Below are 18,262 nucleotides of genomic sequence, written 5' to 3' on the forward strand. Positions count from 1 at the left end.
TTTTTGCCCATGCAAAAACACCTCCGAATAAGTACTTCTTTCATTGTACCATTTCGAAGGTGTTTTATATTGTCTCAAATATTTAGGTTAGTCTAAGATGCGCTCGATCTTTTTTGAAAGAAACTCGCCGTATCGGGAAAGAAACTCGCCGTATCGGGAAAGAAACTCGCCGTATCGGGAAAGAAACTCGCCGTATCGGGAAAGAAACTCGCCGTATCAGAGAAAAAATCGCACGATCGAAGTGGTTACATATACAAAAAAACCAGCCGCAACTCAATGCGGCTGATCTTATTAGTCAAAAATTATTTTTTAACATCTTCAGGTACTTCCATACCTAGACCATCTGCAACACGTTGACCGTATTCAGGGTCTGCTTTGTAGAAGTGACCGATTTGACGTTTCTTAACGTCTTCCATTGTGCACTGGCCTAAGTGACCAACAACGGCTTCAATGAGGCGATCTTTTTCATCAGCGCTCATGAGGCGGTATAAGTCACCAGCTTGTGTGTAATGGTCGGCGTTAGGGTATGGCGCTTGTAGCACTTCACCTTCAACGTCGAATTGTTGTACTTTGCTGTCTGGATCTTCTTTCGGTGCGTCATCATAGCTGTTTGGTTCATAGTTAATGTTGCTACCGTGATCACCATATTGCATGTAACCGCCACGTTGATAGTTGTTTTGACCATTGATTGGACGGTTAACTGGTAGTTGTTCATGGTTTACGCCTAAACGATAACGCTGTGTATCAGAGTAAGAGAATAGACGACCTTGTAACATTTTATCTGGTGACGCTTCGATACCAGGCACTAAGTGTGCAGGTGAAAGCGCTGCTTGTTCAACCTCAGCGAAGTAATTTTCAGGGTTGCGGTTAAGCACCATCTTACCAACTTCGATACGAGGATAATCTTCTTTACTTACTGTTTTCGTGACGTCAAAAATATCCCACTCGTAATCTTTGAAGTCTTCGTATGGAATGATTTGAACGTATAGTGTCCAAGAAGGATAGTCGCCATTATCAATTGAGTTAAATAAATCTTCAGTGTGATAGTCAGGGTTTGTACCTGCAATCTCATCAGCGACACTTTCGTCCATGCCTTTCACACCTTGATCACTAATAAAGTGATATTTAACCCAGAATGCTTCTCCATCTTCGTTTACCCACTTGTAAGTGTGGCTTCCGTAACCATTCATGTGACGGTATGTTGCTGGGATACCACGGTCACCGTGTAGGTATGTGACTTGGTGTAGTGATTCTGGTGAGTTGCTCCAGAAATCCCAAACCATGTTTTTGTCTTTTAAGTTTGTTTGCGGATTACGCTTTTGTGTATGGATGAAGTCTGGGAACTTCACAGCATCACGGATGAAGAAAATTGGCGTATTGTTACCAACTAAGTCATAGTTACCTTCTTCAGTGTAGAATTTCACAGCGAAACCACGTGGGTCACGTAGTGTATCAGCAGAACCTAGTTCACCTGCAACAGTTGAGAAACGGATGAACATTGGTGTGCGTTTGCCTTTTTCGCTTAAGAAATCAGCTTTTGTATATTTTGAGATTTCGTCGTTTGTTACTTCAAAGTAACCGAATGCGCCAGCACCTTTTGCGTGAACAACACGCTCTGGAATACGCTCGCGGTCAAAGTGAGCAAGTTTTTCAAGTAAATGTACATCTTGGATTAGTGTTGGGCCACTCTTGCCAGCTGTGATTGAGTTTTGATTATCACCGACAGGGGCTCCACTTGACGTCGTTAGACGATTGTTCTTGTCTACCATAAATTAATTCCTCCCTTAGAATTAAATAACACAATTATCATAATAACTAATTTATATCGATTTGTAAATTAAAATAATTATAAATAATGGAGGTAACATTATTGAGAAAAAACATTATCATATGTCAAAAATCGTGTAAATAATGAAACATTCTCACTCTATTATCATCATACAATGTTTCCTTTTGAAAGGCTAATAAAACGACTGAGAACGGCCAAATAGCTATTTAAATTAATCTATTAAAATCGTTTCGCAATGCCTTCGATCTCGACTTTGACGTTTTTCGGTAGTTGACTGACTTCATAAGCAGCGCGCGTCGGATACGGTTCATTTAAATAGCTAGCATAAATCTCATTTACTGTACCGAAATCGGCCATATTATCAAGTAGAATCGTCATTTTAACGACGTTATCAAAGGTAAGACCTGTCTCTTCTAAAATAGCGCCTACATTTTTCATAACTTGATGGGTTTGTTCTTCGATTGTGTCACCGACAATTTCCATCGTGTCAGGAATAAGCGGAATTTGCCCGGAAATATAAACCGTATTGTCGACTTCAACAGCTTGTGAATAGGGTCCAATTGCTTCAGGTGCTTGGTTTGTAGCATAAACTTTTTTCATCGAATCTCTCCTTTGAATGAGGATAAAGTAACGTTCTCGTTAGCTCTATCATAGCAAAACTTAACCCGAACGAAAAATGACAATTTAAAATAACGAGCTTTAATTATTTATATTTTGAGAAAATTTGTTATAATCAAAATATAATTGATGAGGAGGACTGATTTCATGAAACGCGAAGAATTAATTGCACCGGATCATTACAACATTGTGAATGAATTTGAACAGTATTTAAATGACCCTGAACGTCCTGCTATTTTATGGGAAGATGAAAACGGTAACAAAGACAGTGTCACATATGAGGGATTGTTTAATCGAGCGAATCAATTTGCGAATGTATTGACGGAGGCTGGCTTACATAAAGGGGATAAAGTGTTAGTCATGATCCCTCGTTTAATTGAGGCATATGAAGTGTATGTGGCAGCTTTAAAAGCTGGTCTCGTCGTTATTCCAAGTTCAGAAATGCTTCGAACGAAAGATTTACAATATCGGATTCAGCATGGCGACGTGAAAGCGGTGGTCAGTTATTACCCTTACACAGATGAATTTGAAGCGGTTAATCAATTTAGTGATTTAACACGCTTTGTTTTAGGTGGTGACCAAACGGGCTGGCACCGTTTAGACGAACTCGCGGATAAAGCGTCGACTGAATTTGAAACAGCAGACACGAAGCGTGATGACATGGCGTTCTTATCCTACACGTCAGGTACGACAGGGAACCCGAAAGGTGTCGTGCACACACATGGATGGGGTTATGCGCATTTGAAAACAGCTGCACCGAAGTGGTTAGGTATTCGTGAAAAAGACCTCGTCTGGGCGACGGCAGGTCCTGGTTGGGCTAAATGGTTGTGGAGTCCATTCTTATCTGTGCTCGGATCAGGTGCGACAGGTCTCGTCTATCAAGGTAAATTCTCACCGACAACGTATTTATCGTTGTTGCAGTCTTATGGCGTGAATGTCTTATGCTGTACGCCGACTGAATATCGTTTGATGGCGAAAGTCGATAATTTAGATTCATATAATTTAAGTGAGTTACACAGCGCTGTTTCAGCTGGAGAGCCACTAAACCGTGAAGTGATCGACACGTTTGAACGTCACTTTAACTTAACGGTGCGTGACGGCTATGGTCAGACGGAGAACACGTTATTAGTCGGTATTACGAAAGGGATGGAAGTCCGTCCTGGTTCGATGGGTAAACCGACACCTGGTAATACGGTGGAGATTATTAACGAAGATGGTCACCCTGTAGGTCCTGGTGAAGTAGGCGATATTGCGGTGCACCAGTCGACTCCTGCTTTATTCAAGCATTATTATAAAGATCAAGAAAAAACGACCGCCACATATCGCGGCGAATATTATTTAACGGGTGACCAAGCGACGAAAGATGAAGATGGTTACTTCTGGTTTGAAGGGCGTAGTGACGATATTATTATTAGCTCGGGCTACACGATCGGACCATTTGAAGTAGAAGATGCGCTTGTGAAGCACTCTGATGTGCAGGAATGCGCTGTTGTGGCAAGTCCAGACGAAGTTCGTGGCGCGATTGTTAAAGCGTTTGTCGTTCTAAAAGACGGTGTCGATGCCGAGCGTGATGGTTTTGTGAAAGAACTTCAAGACCACGTCAAAGACTTAACAGCACCTTATAAATATCCGCGCGATATTGAATTTATAAAAGAATTACCGAAAACAACATCTGGTAAAATTCGTCGTATCGAATTGCGTAAACAAGAGATGAGTCAAGCTTAATAGCATGAAAAAAGAGCCAAGGGTGCGCGCCCTTGGCTCAATTTATGTCTCATGATATGGATTAACGTGGACGTAAACATCTTGAACTTCGTGGTGATCTTCCATAAGTCGTTCCTTAACCCGAGCTGCAATACCGTGTCCTTCATCGACGGTGATCGTTGGGTCAACACTGATTTTAACATCAATAATGACATACGACCCATGTGTGCGCGCGTTTAGTAAATCCAATCGTTTCACACCATCGACTTTGTTCGTTGTGATTTCAAACTTCTTCGTCCGGCCATGATCCAAAACGGTCTCAAGCGTCACGTTAACCGCATCGCGTCCAATGGTAAAGCCCATCCACATGACAAGGACAGCGATGAAAGCTCCCGCAATAGGGTCAAAGTAAAACAACATCGGCACGTCATAATATTGGCCGACCATCGCAAGGCCGATACCTGCTAAGGCGATAAATGACGATAAGGCATCTGAGCGGTGGTGCCACGCATCGGCAATAATCGCTGGGCTATTAATTTTATCTCCGAGACGCTTTTTATATTGGAAAAGAACTTCTTTCACAATAATCGAAAAGATAATAACATATAAGGCAATCATTTTCGTCGTATTTTTAGGTTGTGGTTCGGTTAACGATGATGCCGAGTCGAGTAAAATCTCGAATCCAACAACAACGAGTAAAATAGACACAATTAACGTAGCGATGTTTTCAGCTTTGCCGTGACCGTATGGGTGCTCAGGGTCAGGCGGTTTTCTCGCAGCACGAATGCCGACCAAGACAGCAACGGAGCTAACGACATCTGAAGCTGAATGAAAAGCGTCGGCAATGAGCGCTTTACTATTGCCGAAGACGCCTGCGAGTCCTTTAATAATGGCTAGTATTAAGTTCGTACATATGCCGATGATCGAAGCGAATTGTGCTTTTTGATGGCGATTTTCCATAATCAATCCCACTTTTTTTAAGTTATATGGTTTATCATACCAAGCTTTGAACCGTTTAGTCTAATCATTTTTGAAATGTCATGAAACAATTGACGATTTACACATATGATAGCCACATAGCAAAAGGTCGGAGGAGTTGATGATCAATGTGTGGTATCGCCGGTTGGTTTCATTGGCAACAAACGAGCGTGGCACAACAATCCGTTTTACAACAAATGACGGATACATTACGACATCGTGGGACCGATGATCAAGGTTTTTTCATCAATCATCATGTCGCATTTAGCCACCAGCGTTTAGCGGTAATCGACCCTGAAAATGGTCGGCAGCCGATGACTGTTGATTATTTAGGTGCGCGTTATACGATTATATACAATGGAGAGTTGTATAATACGGCGGAGTTAAGGCGTGAATTGAAGCGAAGTCATGTTACCTTTAAAACGTCATGCGATACAGAGGTGCTATTGCAAGCATACGTGAGATGGGGTAAGACATGTTTAGATCGTTTGAATGGCATTTTTGCGTTTGCGATTTGGGATGAATATAATGAAGAATTATTTTTGGCGCGAGATCGTCTAGGGGTTAAGCCATTATTTTATAGTGAAGTGGGCGGTCAATTACTATTCGCCTCTGAAATTAAAGCATTATTGGCTCATCCGAAGATTGAACCAGTGGTCGACTTGGAAGGAATGGCTGATATTTTCGGCTTAGGGCCGTCACGCACGCCGGGTAGTGGCATTTTTAAGCAAATTCACGAGTTACGTGCAGGTCATGCTTTAACCGTGTCGACACAAGGCGTCCGTGTGTGGCGTTATTGGCAAGTTGAAAGCCGCGAGCATACTGATTCGTATGAGGATACGGTGTCGGCAGTTCGGGATTTAGTGACAGATGCGATTAGGCGACAATTAGTATCTGATGTGCCTGTATCGACGTTTTTATCAGGTGGATTAGATTCGAGTGCGATTACAGCGATTGCGGCAAATTATTTTAATGAAACGTCTCAAGGGACTTTACCGACCTTTTCGATTGATTATGAAGGGAACGAGCATTACTTCAAGACCAATCATTTTCAACCGAATTCGGATGCGGATTTTAAATCGATTGTCGCCAGTCAATATGCGACAGATCACCGCGACTGTTTTATCGGTGAAAAAGACTTGGCTCATTTGTTGAAAGAAGCGGTAGAATTGCGCGATCAACCAGGTATGGCAGATGTTGATTCGTCCTTGTTATGGTTTTGCCGACAAGTGAAAAAGGAGACAACGGTCAGTTGATGACAGGGCCGCAGTTGTTGGCGCATTTTTGGCAGATTAACCATTGGCTCACGCATTATGACGTGCGTGTCACATCATAAAAAAATGGCACGTTGCTAGTTTCATATCGCTAGCAACGTGCCTTTATTATGCGTTTCCTTTTCCTTCGTGCTTCACGATCAGGTCAGCTGTTAATTGACCAGAGAGTGTCACCATCGGTACGCCTCCACCTGGATGGGTAGAGCCACCTACAAAGTATAGATGGTCGTATTGATCGCTTTTTGCAGGTATCTTAAAGCCACCGTTTGTTTTCTTATTCGCGGCGACGCCATAGATCGAACCGCCATTCGCGCCGTAAAGCGATTCGAGTGTATCAGGCGTGAAGTGGGTTTCGAATTCGATACGATCTTCTATATCGTCTAGTCCCATACGTTTTAATTTATTAAGCACGACTTGTCGGTAGTCATCCCAATCGAAAGAGCCTTTTGTTAATGTTTTCGGCGGGACGTGTGTTAAGACGAAAAGGTTCTCTTTACCACCTGGTGCTTGCGTGTTGTCATTTTTCTTAGACACGCCAATATAGACAGTCGGATCATCTGCAGGTCGGCCTTGGTCAAAGATCTGCTTGAATTCTAATTCAGGGTCTTCAGAGAAGAAGAAGTTGTGGTGTTCTAATTGCTCGTACTCACGATCGACACCAAGCAGTAAGACGAGTCCTGACACAGTTGGTTCATATGTTTTGCTTAATTTTTTCGCTGCTTTTCTCGTCTGTTTATCTTTAGGAAATAACGTTTCATATGCAGGGATTACTTCTAAGTTTGAGACGACAACATCGGCCTCATAAACATCACCAGACTCGGTGACGACACCTTTTGCTTTCCCTTTTTCTGTTAACACGTGAGAGACAGGTGTTTCTGTTTTCACTGTGGCACGTAGTTCGTCTAATACAGCTTTCATACCACGGGCAATGTTATACATACCGCCTTGAACGTAATGGATGCCTAATCCTAACTGAACGTAAGCGAGTTGATTGAAGATGCTCGGTGCTTGGTAAGGATTTGAGCCGACATACATGACGAAAAAGTTAAATATCTGTTCAAGATAAGCGTTATTAAAATGTTTATGAGTTCCTTGCGCCACGGTGTGAAACGGATCCATGGCGAGCAATTCTTTCATTTTATGTGATTTTCTAAGGTCAGACAGTCCTGAGATGCTATATTTATAGAAGCTTTTCATGCATAGTTCATACATATGTTCACTGTAGCTTAAAAACGATGTTAACTGTGAAGCGGGAGCGTTTGTGACTTTTTCCATTTCAGTGATCATTTGGGGTAAATCGCTTGTGACATCCAACGATACACCGTCTTCAAAAAACGTGCGCCATTGTGGCTCGATGCGTTCGATCGTCATATAATCTTCGACGCGACGATGGACGGATTCGAATAGTTGCTCTAACACCCACGGCATCGTTAAAATCGATGGCCCCGTATCAAACGTATAGCCTTTGCCTGACCGTTGGTTGAGTTTGCCTCCGATGGTCTCGTTTTGTTCTAAAACGGTGACTTCATAGCCATCGCCTGCTAGACGAATAGCATTTGATAGACCACCTAATCCTGCTCCAATAATGACTGCTTTCTTTTTCATACAGCACCTCCAAAGGTTAGTAAATAAACGGAATTAAACGGGCGCGTTGCTGCATCCATTGTTCGTATGTAGGGCCAAAAGATGCTTTTAACATGTTTTCTTCTAATTGCATTCGGTGAATGATCGCCGGTATGAATATCGTGACGACGATAATCAACCCTAAAATACTGAGGTTAATGAGAGAAAATCCGATGACAATACATGTGAGGCCTGTGTAAAGAGGGTGTCGCAAGTATCTAAAAGGGCCATGGCTCACTAACGTGTCATTTTCATCGACATAGACATGGCGTGTAAATTGCTTACCAAGCGCCTGTATTCCCCAGTATCTTAACGTGATACCGAGAGATAGCAACAGTAACCCGACCCATGATACGAGACTTTCGTCCATCAACCAATACTCAAATTCACGTGACATAAGGGACACTGTAATAACGCATATGACAGCGAACAAAACCCATGTGAAACTGTGTCGGTCTGTTTCGTCAGTCATTTGTCGATTGCGGAATACCGCAAACTCTAATACCCAAATGACAGATAATACTATAAATATTAGATCAACCATGTCCACACCCCACTTAGGTGACATACTCTTTCATTTCCCTACTATTCGTTCATTTAACCGTGTTTTTTGATTTTTTAAAGTATTTTGTACAAAAAAACTTACCCTATACAATCTTAAAGAACATTGTGAAAGGGTAAGTTTTCTCAACATTAATTCTTGTCTTCTGTAAAATCATATTCATCCAACATCATATGTGTTTGATCTGGAGCGAATAGATGTAAACGGTGAAGAGGTCTCGTTAACGAGACGTATAACAGTTTGATGTCTGTTTCGTCCTGGTTGTTGAATGGATCATCGAGTGACACGACAAACACCGAATCAAATTCCAATCCTTTTGCTAAATAAGAAGGGATCACGATAATCGCATCACTATCCATGCGTTCATTCGGATCTTGAATGAATTGCGTATGTGCATGTGGCGTTAAACGGTCATAGATGGTCTGACAATCCGCCTCTGTTTTTGCAATAACGGCAAAGGATTGAAGATTCCGTTCTCGAATGGCTTCTTGTTCTTGTAGGACGGACTCAACTAAGTCACCTGCTTGATGAATAGTCGTGAAAGTCGGTTTCTTTCCGTGTCTTACAACTGGTTCAACTTTAGGTATATCAATTGATAGCTGATCGACGACATGGTTAGCGACATCCATGATTTCAATGGTGTTACGGTAACTCTTCTGCAATTCGTGGTAATTCGATTTAGGTAAAATATGGTCAACTAGCTCATCCCAAGCTTCCATACCTTGAAATCCATAAATGCCTTGCGCGATATCACCTACAATCGTAAACAGTTGTGTTTCCATTGCATCGCGTAACGCGATAAATTGAATAGGGCTGTAATCTTGTGCTTCGTCAATAATCACTTTGTCCATTTTGTATTCTGATTCTACGCCATAAAGCGCATCATGTAATAACAATAATAGCGCTAAATCTTCTGTCTCGAATTGGTTTTTGCGAATAAGTTTTAACGTATGGCTAGCTAGTTCTTCGGCTTCTTCTTCAGATAAATGACCATCACTATAATAAGCGAGTTTTTTAGGATTTTCCCATAATAGTTTGTAATACGTCATAAGGCCTTTGTTTGGGAAATGTTTAAAGTAACGTTGCGTCGCTCCTTTAATCCCTGTTTCTAGCTCTTTCATTCGTTGTTCTTTTTTCGTAATTAATTTTGATACCGTTTCTTTCCGCTTCGTTTCGTCTTTCATGCTATAAATGGCTTTTTCTAACTTCTCATCATAAAATGTTTCAACTTTTTCGGTCATTTTTTTGCGTTTTTGCTTAAAATCTTGTTTGATTACATTTTTGATTTTATTCACTCGTTTGTATAACGGTAAATAACTATAGTCTTCTTTAAATAAACGCTCAATTCGCTTCGTACTGTAAAGTTTGAATTTATCAACTTGAAAGTCTTCATCTGGAATGAAGGTCGGTATTAAATCGTTAATAAATTGATCGATGATCTGTTTAAAAAATGATGACCCTTTAAGGTTGGATAATCGTTTTTGTTTTTCGGCTTCAGCATGATTTAATTGAGCAAGTGATTCTAAATCTTTGTTACGAATGAGGGTTAGATTTTTGCCGATTGCTTGTTGTACATAATCGGTTAATGTTGTTTGATTAATCCGCTCAACGCCTAGTTCAGGTAAAGCTTCAGAAATATAATCTAAGAAGACATGGTTCGGTGCTAGAATCATTAATTTTTCGGGGTCAAAGTTTTCTGCGTATTGATAGATGAAATAAGAAATCCGGTGCAAAGCGATGGTTGTTTTACCGCTACCTGCTGCACCTTGCACGATGATAGGTTTGTTTAGATCAGAACGAATAACACGGTTTTGTTCTTCTTGAATCGTGGAGACGATTTCTGTTAAACGACTTCCAGCAGAACCCTCAAGTGACTCTTGTAATAATTCATCGGTCGTCGTTAAGTCGATATCACGGATCGACTCTAATTCACCGTTTTCGATCATAAATTGTCTCTTTAAAGCGAGGTATGCTTCGCGCTCTTCACCATTCACTTCATAATTAACGTGGCCGATGCGTCCGTCGTAATAAACGTTAGCTAGTGGGGAACGCCAATCGATTAAAATCGGGTCTTGTGATTCGCGTTGATAAAGTGATGTTTTTGAAATGTAATACTCTTCTTCTTGTCCATCACGTTCAAGTTGAACTTTGGCGAAATAAGGTTTTGATTGGATTTTGCGAAGGTTATCAAGTTGCGCTTGGTTTGTTTCGAGTAAACGTGCGTTCGTCAAAATATTAATATAGCTTAAACTGGAATCAAACCAGTCTAAGTCGACGAAAGCTTCTTTAATATTAGCTTTGAATTGATCTTCATCATCATGTCCGGTTTTAATGACAGCTTGAATATATCGTTTTACAAATTCAAGATGTTGTTGTTCTTTTTCAAATTCCGGATGTTCTTCAACTGACATAGCAAACCACTCCTTTAATCGAAATCACCACCATAAAATAACATATTAATATGTTTTTAGCGATTATTCAAATCAAAAATGAAACCCCTTCCAAAAATCAGAATTTTATAAATTTATTTTTATGCAAAAAATAGCTTTGACATTTGGTTATAACGTGTTAATATACATTTAAACGTATAAATATACAGAAAGGGCGATGAAAATGAAACAAAAGCAATGGGGTTTAGCGATTTTATTAGGAATAGTCATGCTCGTGTTAACAGCATGTGGCGCAGGGAGTTCAGAAGATGAATCAGAAGCTAATGCAAGTGAAGGAGATAGCGAAGGCGACAAACAAGTAATCGAAATGGCGACTTCAGCTGACTATCCACCGTTTGAATCGATGAATGAAGACGGCGAGATTGTTGGTTTCGATATCGATATTGCGAATGCGATTGCGGATGAATTGGGTTATGAGCTAGAGATCAATGATATGAACTTTGACGGTTTGATTGGCGCATTACAATCTGGACGTGCTGATATGGTGATGGCAGGTATGTCAGCTACGGAAAGTCGTTCTGAAAACGTGAATTTCTCAACGTCTTACCACAGTTCAGGTGAAATGTTTGTCACAGCACCTGATTCAGATATTACGAGTATTGAAGATTTAGATGGCACAACAGTTGGTGTACAACTTGGTACGATCCAAGAAGAAGGTGCGGAAAATTTACAAGAAGACTATGATTTTGAGATCCAAGCGATGGATAAAGCAACGAATATTATTCAAGAGTTAAAAACGGGTCGTATTGAGGTTGGATACCTTGATAAAACCGTTGCAGAAGGGTATATCGAAGAGCAAAATTTAGCTGGATTCGATGACCCAACAGAAGCTGCACCAGGAATGGCTGTTGCTTTTCCAAAAGACGGAGATGAAGAATTTTATAACGAGGTTAATAGTCTAATTGAACAGTTCTTAGAAGATGGAACGATTGAAGAGCTTGAAGAGAAATGGGAATTAAACGAATAAAAAGAGAGAGTTAGGGGTGAGTAAGGCATGAATTTGGACTTCAGCCAAATCGTGCCTTATATTCCTTTTATGTTAGAAGGAGTATGGGTCACGTTACAGTTTGTTATTATATCGATTATATTTGGTTTTATATTAGGGTCGTTAGTCGCGTTAGTGAAAATTAGCGATGTAAAATGGCTGAAATTATTAGCGGATGCCTATACATCCATTTTCCGTGGTACGCCATTGATTTTGCAGTTATTATTAATTTATTTCGCGATTCCACAGTTAACGGGGTATGATATTTCGCCATTTTTATCAGCGATTTTAACGTTTGGTTTGAATTCATCTGCATATGTGTCAGAGATTATCCGTGCAGGTATTCAAGCAGTGGATAAAGGACAACGCGAAGCAGCGGAAGCATTAGGGATTCCGTATCGTCCGACGATGCTTAAAATTATTTTGCCACAAGCGATGAAAAACATTTTGCCGGCTTTAATGAACGAATTTATTACGTTAACGAAGGAATCGGCTATTGTATCGGTTATCAGTTACCTCGACTTAATGCGTCGTGCGCAAGTCGTCGCATCTGATATTTACCGTAACTTTGAGCCGCTGTTATTCGTTGGGGTATTGTATTATATGATGGTGATGGTCTTGACGATAGCTGGTAAATATGTCGAGAAAAGGATGAGAGCAAGTGATTAAAGTTGAAGAATTATACAAACGTTTTGGTGATACGGAAGTGTTAACTGATATTAATACGTCAATTGAACGTGGTGAAGTCGTGACGATTATTGGCCCGTCTGGTTCGGGTAAATCGACCTTTTTGCGTTGTTTAAACCTTTTAGAACAGCCGAGTTATGGTCATGTGTATGTGAATGATGATGACATTACGAACCCGAAAGTGGATATTTTAAAAGTCCGCGAACAAATCGGCATGGTGTTTCAACACTTTCATTTGTTCCCGCATATGACGGTGCTTGATAATTTGACGTATGCCCCGATGACGGTCAAAGGCATGCCGAAGCAAGAAGCAGTGCAAAAAGCAAAAGACTTATTGGCGCGCGTTGGATTGAGCGATAAGACGAATGCTTATCCGAACAGTTTGTCTGGTGGTCAAAAACAACGTGTTGCGATTGCAAGGGCTTTAGCGATGGAACCTGAATTAATGCTGTTTGATGAGCCAACATCAGCTTTGGACCCAGAAATGGTCAAAGAAGTACTTGATGTCATTAAAGATTTAGCACATTCGGGTATGACGTTAGCTGTTGTGACCCATGAGATGGGCTTCGCGAAAGAAGTCGCGGATCGTGTTATCTTTATGGACCAAGGGAAAATCGTTGAAGAAGGAGCGCCACAAGACTTTTTCGAGCAAGCTAAAACAGATCGTGCACAACACTTTTTAGATAAAGTTTTATAATGACGATTCAAACACATCGGTTAAACGGTGTGTTTTTTGTATAAGGATGATGCTTGTCGGGCTAACTAAAGGTAAATGATAAACAAGGATGATTCAGATGAAACAGAAACCGTTTCGGTATTTTTTGTTAGCTTTAGCAATTAGCTATATCGTTGGTCTTGTCTTATTTGCGCCGAATAATGAGGAGAGCCAGTCTGTTCATGCGGTGTTAGAAGATGGTGAGACGGATCATACAACGTATCCTGATATCCAACTGCGAACGATTTCGAAACAGGAGAGCGATTATACACTGTATGTTCAAACACCAGTATTTCAATCTGATTCGCTAAATCAATTTTTTGGTGATTACGTCGAGCAAGTGATGAATCAATTTTTTCATGGCGTTGATGTGCGAAAACGGTTGGATGATGATGTGCCAGCTGATTTGAAGTTAACCGTAGAATTAGGTGAAGCAGGGCAGGGGTTATATGCCGTTCGTTTTCATGAAGAATCGTACACAGGTGGTGCGACGATCAAACAAAGCGTCAAGTCATGGATGGTTGATTTAGATGCAGGTGAGCTGCTTGATCGGGAAACGTTATTTAGTGATGTTGACGCAGCAAAAGATCAAGCGTTTGCTTTGATCGACAAGCAGTTAAAAACGTCTGAGCAGTATCAAGATTATTTGCTTGAAGCAGAGCTGGATGGATGGTTAGCGCAGACTGATTATCACTTTACGAATATGTATATCGATGATGGTCAGGTTGTTTTTCATTTTAATCCATATCAAGTTGCGAGTGGGGCAGCAGGGATGCCAGAAGTGATCGTCCCGATTCAACAGTTTGAGTCATTGATTAAGGAAAAGTGGTTAGATCGGTTAGAGATTGACGATGAAGCGGGTTTTGATTTTTATATGTAAGATAGGCATGGGTGCAGACTCTTGATAAAATCTGCGCCCATTTCCTTTTTGGTTGTTAATTATTGTGCTTGTTTATCGAGTTGGGTGGCGTAAAGGTCGGCGTAATGACCGTTTTCTTGAATCAGGTCGTCGTGCGTGCCTTGCTCGATAATGTGGCCGTTTTCAAACATGACAATGTGATCGGCGTTGCGAATGGTGTTGAGGCGGTGCGCAATGACAATGCTTGTGCGGCCTTCCATCAAGTCCCGCATCGCTTGTTGGATTTTGACTTCGGTTACGGTATCAATACTACTCGTCGCTTCGTCTAAAATTAAAATGGTCGGGTCAGATAAGATCACGCGCGCGATTGTCAGTAATTGTTTTTGCCCTTGGCTAATGCCACTACCGTCTTGGTCGAGCATCGTATCGTATCCGTTAGGTAGTTTCGTAATAAAATCGTGCGCGTTTGCTTGTTTTGCGGCTTCCACGACTTCTTCGTCTGTCGCCTCTAACCGCCCGTAACGAATGTTGTCTCGAATCGTCCCGCGAAATAAGAATGCATCTTGTAACACAAAGCCCATGTGTTGGCGGAGGCTTGACCGCTTGATATGTTTAATATCGACGCCATCAAGTAAAATCTGACCCTCGTCATAGTCGTAAAATCGCGATAATAAGTTAATAATCGTTGTCTTTCCAGCGCCCGTATGGCCCACCAGAGCAGCCATGCTACCTGCTTGGACGTTGAATGATACATTATCTAAAACGTTCTTATCTTCGTCGTAGGCAAAATGAACATGGTCAAATGTGATCTCGCCATTTGGGTCTTCGATTTCAATCGCGTCTGTTTCATCACGCTCTTCACTTTCTTCGTCGATGATATCAAACACACGCTCAGCTCCGGCGACAGCTGTTAATAGTTGGTTGAATTGATTGGCTAATTCATTAAGTGGGCGTGTAAATTGTCGGGCCAGTTCTGTAAATATCACAATCGTCCCCACCGTAACCATTCCGTTTAAAGCAAAGATACTGCCGACAAAGGCAATTAAGGCGAAGCTGAATGAGTTGAGCATATTTAATAATTTCGGGATAAAACCTGAAAACACAGAAGCCCAATAACTCGAGTGCATTACGGCATCGTTTTTTGCCTCGAATTCCCGAATAACACGCTGTTCTTGAGAAAAAGTCTTCACAATAGGTTGCCCTGTCAGAGTCTCTTCTACATAGCCATTTAAGTCACCGACACGTCGCTGTTGTATTTTGAATAATGGTCTTGTCCGGCTTGTAATCCATTTAATGCCGAAAACGAGTAGCGGGACGATCGTAACCGTCACGAGTGTTAGTGGTGGACTTAAATAGAGCATCACACCCACTGTGCCAACTAACGTCAGAACACTTTGGACGATTTGAATAAACGATTGGTTTAAGGTGTTACTGACATTGTCGACGTCGTTGGTTACACGACTCATAATTTCTCCAAACTGTCGTTTATCGAAAAATGCGATTGGCAGCTCGTGTAATTGATTGAACAGTTGTGAACGCAAACGGTAAACGGTATTTTGCGCAATGCCAATCATGAGAAAGTTTTGCGTGAAAATCGTTAACGAGTATGCAATGTATATAATGAGTAACGTTAAAATGAACTGACTAAAACCATCCTGTTGTTCATTCACGATAAAATCATCGACACCTCTCCCGATTAAGTACGGGCCGAGTAATGAAAAGGCGGCACTAAATAACACAAGCACCATCACCGTGAGTAGTAGCCAATTTTCACGCCACAAATAAAACCAAATTCGCTTAATCGTTCCCTTCCAATCACGTACTTTGGGTTTCTGGTGTTTTGATTGTTGATTGGCTTCATTTAAATCAATTTTGTCGTATTGAAAAGGCTCTAATAGCTTTTGTTTAAGACTCATTATGCTCTTCCTTTCCAAACTGTGACTCAACGATTTGTTGGTAAAGAGTTGATTGTTTCAGTAATTCGTCATGTGTACCTGTGGCGTGTAATTTACCTTCATCTAATAGAAGAATACGATCGGCGTTCATCGCTGTTGTGATTTTTTGCGTGACGATTAACGTCGTACAGTCGTATTGATTAATTGCTTCAAGTAAATTTGCTTCTGTTATTAAGTCTAATGCACTTGTACTATCATCCAGCATTAATATGTTTGGCTCACGAATGAGAGCGCGAGCAATTGAGATGCGTTGTTTTTGTCCACCTGAGAGGTTGACTCCTTTTTGGCCAATCGTCGTATCGTAGCCATGTTGAAGTGATTTAATCGTGTTATGGATTTGAGCATCCTTTGCCGAACGTTCTATATCATTCTGTGAAGCGCCGTTTTTGCCCCAAGCGATATTGTCTTTGATCGATCCTGTGAACAATAACGGATCTTGTGGGGCGTAACCAATCGACTGTCGTAACTGATCAAATGTATAATCGCGAACGTCGTGCCCTCCGACATAAACGGCACCTTGTTGAACGTCGTATAAGCGAGGAATGAGCTGAAATAACGTCGATTTACCCGACCCTGTCGCACCAATGATCGCGACTTGTTCTTGTGGTTGAATCTCGACGTTAATGTCTTCTAAAACGTAAGTCGAGTTGTTAGGGTATTTGAATGAGACGTTATCGAATGCAATGTCTCCTGATGATACGCGCAAACTGTCGTCGGCTTCATGCGATTCTAATAAGTCAATATCGGTGATGAAGACATCGCGTAAACGTTCAGACGACGCTTTAGCCCGTGCGAATGCCCGAGTTAAAAAACCGAACATATTCATAGCCATCGATACGCGTAACGCATAGTTAATGATCGAGACGACGCCACCGACTTCAGCATTATTTTGGTTAATTTCGCCGTAACCAAACCATAAAATAAATAATAAACTCATATTCATGACGAGTAATAGTACAGGGGAAGATGTCTCAATTACCCTCAAAGCTGTTTTCGTTTCGTTCATTAAGTTGGTATTGGCTTGAACGAAACGCTTTTGTTCGTGATCACGGCGTAGAAAAGCTTTGATTAAGCGTATGCCGCTTAAATTTTCTTGCATGACGCGATTGACTCGATCTAAATAGGCTTGTACTTGGGTGAATAGTCGGCTGCTGAATTTGACGATGAGTCCGAGTAAAAGGATTAAAATAGGAATCGATACTAAAAAGACGATCGCTATGCGCCAATTGACAATAAAGGACATCGTGACCCCGCCAATGACTAAGAGCGGAGCGCGAAACATGATTCGTAACGCGAGAAACAAACCACTTTGAACTTGTCTGACGTCATTGGTGAAACGGGTGATTAAGGACGATGTCGGATGATCGTTTAAATTTTTAAAAGAAAACGCTTGGACTTTTTGAAATAACTGACCACGAATATCATAGCCAAACTGGTAGGTAACGTGTGATGAATAAAAAGAGTTACCAATACCAGCGGCAAAAGATAAGATGGCGAGTCCAATCATAATCAATCCCCAATAGATGACGACACTCAAGTCTTGCGCGAGAATGCCATTATCAATCATCTTACCAAGGAAGAATGGCAATAATAGCTCGACAGTTAATTCAATTAACATTAAACTCCACGCGATGATCATATGGAAGTAATACGGTTTTACGTACGATAGGATGTATTTCATATGATGGCCTCCACTATAGCTGCGTCACGTTTATATACCGTTTCGAAATATACTCTATCGTACCACAGGCTAAAATCGGAATAACAGTGATATGAATGAGGGGGATAGAAAATATTCTAAGCCACCAACAAGGCTTGTCTTATAAAAATTCGATTATAAAGATGGTTTTCACAGCTGTTCTGATTTAGACTTTCTCTGTTTCGAATAGAGGGTGTTGTGTTTAGGAAACTTCACTTTGAAAGTACATCGATGTAAATGAAATGTTTAATTCTTAAAAACTGATTAAATTGATGGATTTTGTTTGATTATTGATAACCTAAAAGATATAATCACTATGTTATATCATGTCATAAATTACTTTGAAACAATAACAAATATTTAA

General features: G+C 40.9%; 13 protein-coding genes and 1 pseudogene. 6 read left to right on the top strand and 8 right to left on the bottom strand.

Translation table 11 applies throughout. The features are described 5' to 3' along the window. Positions 1–302 precede the first annotated feature (302 nt). The gene (locus ABID56_RS09715; protein ID WP_354220661.1) at positions 303–1,769 is read right to left on the bottom strand and encodes a catalase; all 1,467 of its coding nucleotides are present in this window, start codon (positions 1,767–1,769) and stop codon (positions 303–305) included. Positions 1,770–2,008: 239 nt separating this feature from the next. After that, positions 2,009–2,389, bottom strand: a complete 381-nt coding sequence (locus ABID56_RS09720; RefSeq protein ID WP_354220663.1) for a RidA family protein — start codon at positions 2,387–2,389, stop codon at positions 2,009–2,011. Between the two features lie 165 nt (positions 2,390–2,554). On the opposite strand from ABID56_RS09720, the gene mbcS reads away from it, so the two are divergent. Next, on the top strand, positions 2,555–4,132 hold the full coding sequence (gene mbcS, locus ABID56_RS09725; protein WP_354220665.1) for an acyl-CoA synthetase MbcS: 1,578 nt from the start codon (positions 2,555–2,557) through the stop codon (positions 4,130–4,132). 42 nt (positions 4,133–4,174) lie between these two features. Here the strand turns inward: mbcS and ABID56_RS09730 are convergent, their stop codons facing one another. Continuing rightward, on the bottom strand, positions 4,175–5,071 hold the full coding sequence (locus ABID56_RS09730) for a cation diffusion facilitator family transporter (RefSeq protein ID WP_354220667.1): 897 nt from the start codon (positions 5,069–5,071) through the stop codon (positions 4,175–4,177). Between the two features lie 146 nt (positions 5,072–5,217). On the opposite strand from ABID56_RS09730, the pseudogene asnB reads away from it, so the two are divergent. Further along, a pseudogene (gene asnB / locus ABID56_RS09735) lies at positions 5,218–6,342 on the top strand (asparagine synthase (glutamine-hydrolyzing)); the annotation flags it as partial. Between the two features lie 129 nt (positions 6,343–6,471). Here asnB and ABID56_RS09740 read toward each other — a convergent pair. The 3 genes from ABID56_RS09740 to helD all read right to left on the bottom strand — a co-directional run bounded on the left by ABID56_RS09740 (position 6,472) and on the right by helD (position 10,959). After that, entirely contained in the window at positions 6,472–7,968 is a 1,497-nt protein-coding gene (locus ABID56_RS09740; protein ID WP_354220671.1) for a phytoene desaturase family protein, read from the bottom strand. Between the two features lie 16 nt (positions 7,969–7,984). Next, the gene (locus ABID56_RS09745) at positions 7,985–8,530 is read right to left on the bottom strand and encodes a methyltransferase family protein (protein ID WP_354220673.1); all 546 of its coding nucleotides are present in this window, start codon (positions 8,528–8,530) and stop codon (positions 7,985–7,987) included. A 149-nt stretch (positions 8,531–8,679) separates the two neighbouring features. After that, positions 8,680–10,959: an RNA polymerase recycling motor HelD gene (gene helD, locus ABID56_RS09750; RefSeq protein ID WP_354220675.1), complete on the bottom strand. Its 2,280-nt coding sequence runs from the start codon at positions 10,957–10,959 to the stop codon at positions 8,680–8,682. A 202-nt stretch (positions 10,960–11,161) separates the two neighbouring features. Between helD and ABID56_RS09755 the strand changes: the two genes are divergently transcribed. From ABID56_RS09755 to ABID56_RS09770, 4 genes are all read left to right on the top strand, one after another. Beyond that, complete coding sequence (locus tag ABID56_RS09755; protein ID WP_354220677.1) at positions 11,162–11,965, top strand: ABC transporter substrate-binding protein; 804 nt, start codon at positions 11,162–11,164, stop codon at positions 11,963–11,965. A 27-nt stretch (positions 11,966–11,992) separates the two neighbouring features. Beyond that, positions 11,993–12,652, top strand: a complete 660-nt coding sequence (locus tag ABID56_RS09760) for an amino acid ABC transporter permease (RefSeq protein ID WP_354220679.1) — start codon at positions 11,993–11,995, stop codon at positions 12,650–12,652. Continuing rightward, entirely contained in the window at positions 12,645–13,367 is a 723-nt protein-coding gene (locus ABID56_RS09765; RefSeq protein ID WP_354220681.1) for an amino acid ABC transporter ATP-binding protein, read from the top strand. The genes ABID56_RS09760 and ABID56_RS09765 overlap by 8 nt, the downstream gene beginning before the upstream one ends. A 97-nt stretch (positions 13,368–13,464) precedes the next feature. Continuing rightward, on the top strand, positions 13,465–14,265 hold the full coding sequence (locus ABID56_RS09770) for an RsiV family protein (protein WP_354220684.1): 801 nt from the start codon (positions 13,465–13,467) through the stop codon (positions 14,263–14,265). Between the two features lie 59 nt (positions 14,266–14,324). Here the strand turns inward: ABID56_RS09770 and ABID56_RS09775 are convergent, their stop codons facing one another. Together ABID56_RS09775 and ABID56_RS09780 are read right to left on the bottom strand one after the other, a co-directional pair. Beyond that, positions 14,325–16,160, bottom strand: coding sequence for an ABC transporter ATP-binding protein (locus ABID56_RS09775; protein WP_354220686.1), 1,836 nt, complete (start codon positions 16,158–16,160; stop codon positions 14,325–14,327). Continuing rightward, entirely contained in the window at positions 16,150–17,880 is a 1,731-nt protein-coding gene (locus tag ABID56_RS09780; RefSeq protein WP_354220688.1) for an ABC transporter ATP-binding protein, read from the bottom strand. Before ABID56_RS09780 ends, ABID56_RS09775 begins: the two co-directional genes overlap by 11 nt. Between the last annotated feature and the right edge of the window lie 382 nt (positions 17,881–18,262).

The sequence above is a fragment of the Alkalibacillus flavidus genome (genome assembly GCF_040545925.1).
GTDB classification, from domain to species: Bacteria; Bacillota; Bacilli; order Bacillales; family Alkalibacillaceae; genus Alkalibacillus; species Alkalibacillus flavidus.

Bases quoted from the DNA above. Each gene is read 5' to 3' on its own strand.
- ABID56_RS09760 (WP_354220679.1), top strand. From the start codon at position 11,993: ATGAATTTGGACTTCAGCCAAATCGTGCCTTATATTCCTTTTATGTTA.
- ABID56_RS09780 (WP_354220688.1), bottom strand. From the start codon at position 17,880: ATGAAATACATCCTATCGTACGTAAAACCGTATTACTTCCATATGATC.
- ABID56_RS09715 (WP_354220661.1), bottom strand. From the start codon at position 1,769: ATGGTAGACAAGAACAATCGTCTAACGACGTCAAGTGGAGCCCCTGTC.
- helD (WP_354220675.1), bottom strand. From the start codon at position 10,959: ATGTCAGTTGAAGAACATCCGGAATTTGAAAAAGAACAACAACATCTT.
- ABID56_RS09730 (WP_354220667.1), bottom strand. From the start codon at position 5,071: ATGGAAAATCGCCATCAAAAAGCACAATTCGCTTCGATCATCGGCATA.
- ABID56_RS09775 (WP_354220686.1), bottom strand. From the start codon at position 16,160: ATGAGTCTTAAACAAAAGCTATTAGAGCCTTTTCAATACGACAAAATT.
- ABID56_RS09745 (WP_354220673.1), bottom strand. From the start codon at position 8,530: ATGGTTGATCTAATATTTATAGTATTATCTGTCATTTGGGTATTAGAG.
- ABID56_RS09720 (WP_354220663.1), bottom strand. From the start codon at position 2,389: ATGAAAAAAGTTTATGCTACAAACCAAGCACCTGAAGCAATTGGACCC.
- ABID56_RS09755 (WP_354220677.1), top strand. From the start codon at position 11,162: ATGAAACAAAAGCAATGGGGTTTAGCGATTTTATTAGGAATAGTCATG.
- ABID56_RS09770 (WP_354220684.1), top strand. From the start codon at position 13,465: ATGAAACAGAAACCGTTTCGGTATTTTTTGTTAGCTTTAGCAATTAGC.
- ABID56_RS09740 (WP_354220671.1), bottom strand. From the start codon at position 7,968: ATGAAAAAGAAAGCAGTCATTATTGGAGCAGGATTAGGTGGTCTATCA.
- mbcS (WP_354220665.1), top strand. From the start codon at position 2,555: ATGAAACGCGAAGAATTAATTGCACCGGATCATTACAACATTGTGAAT.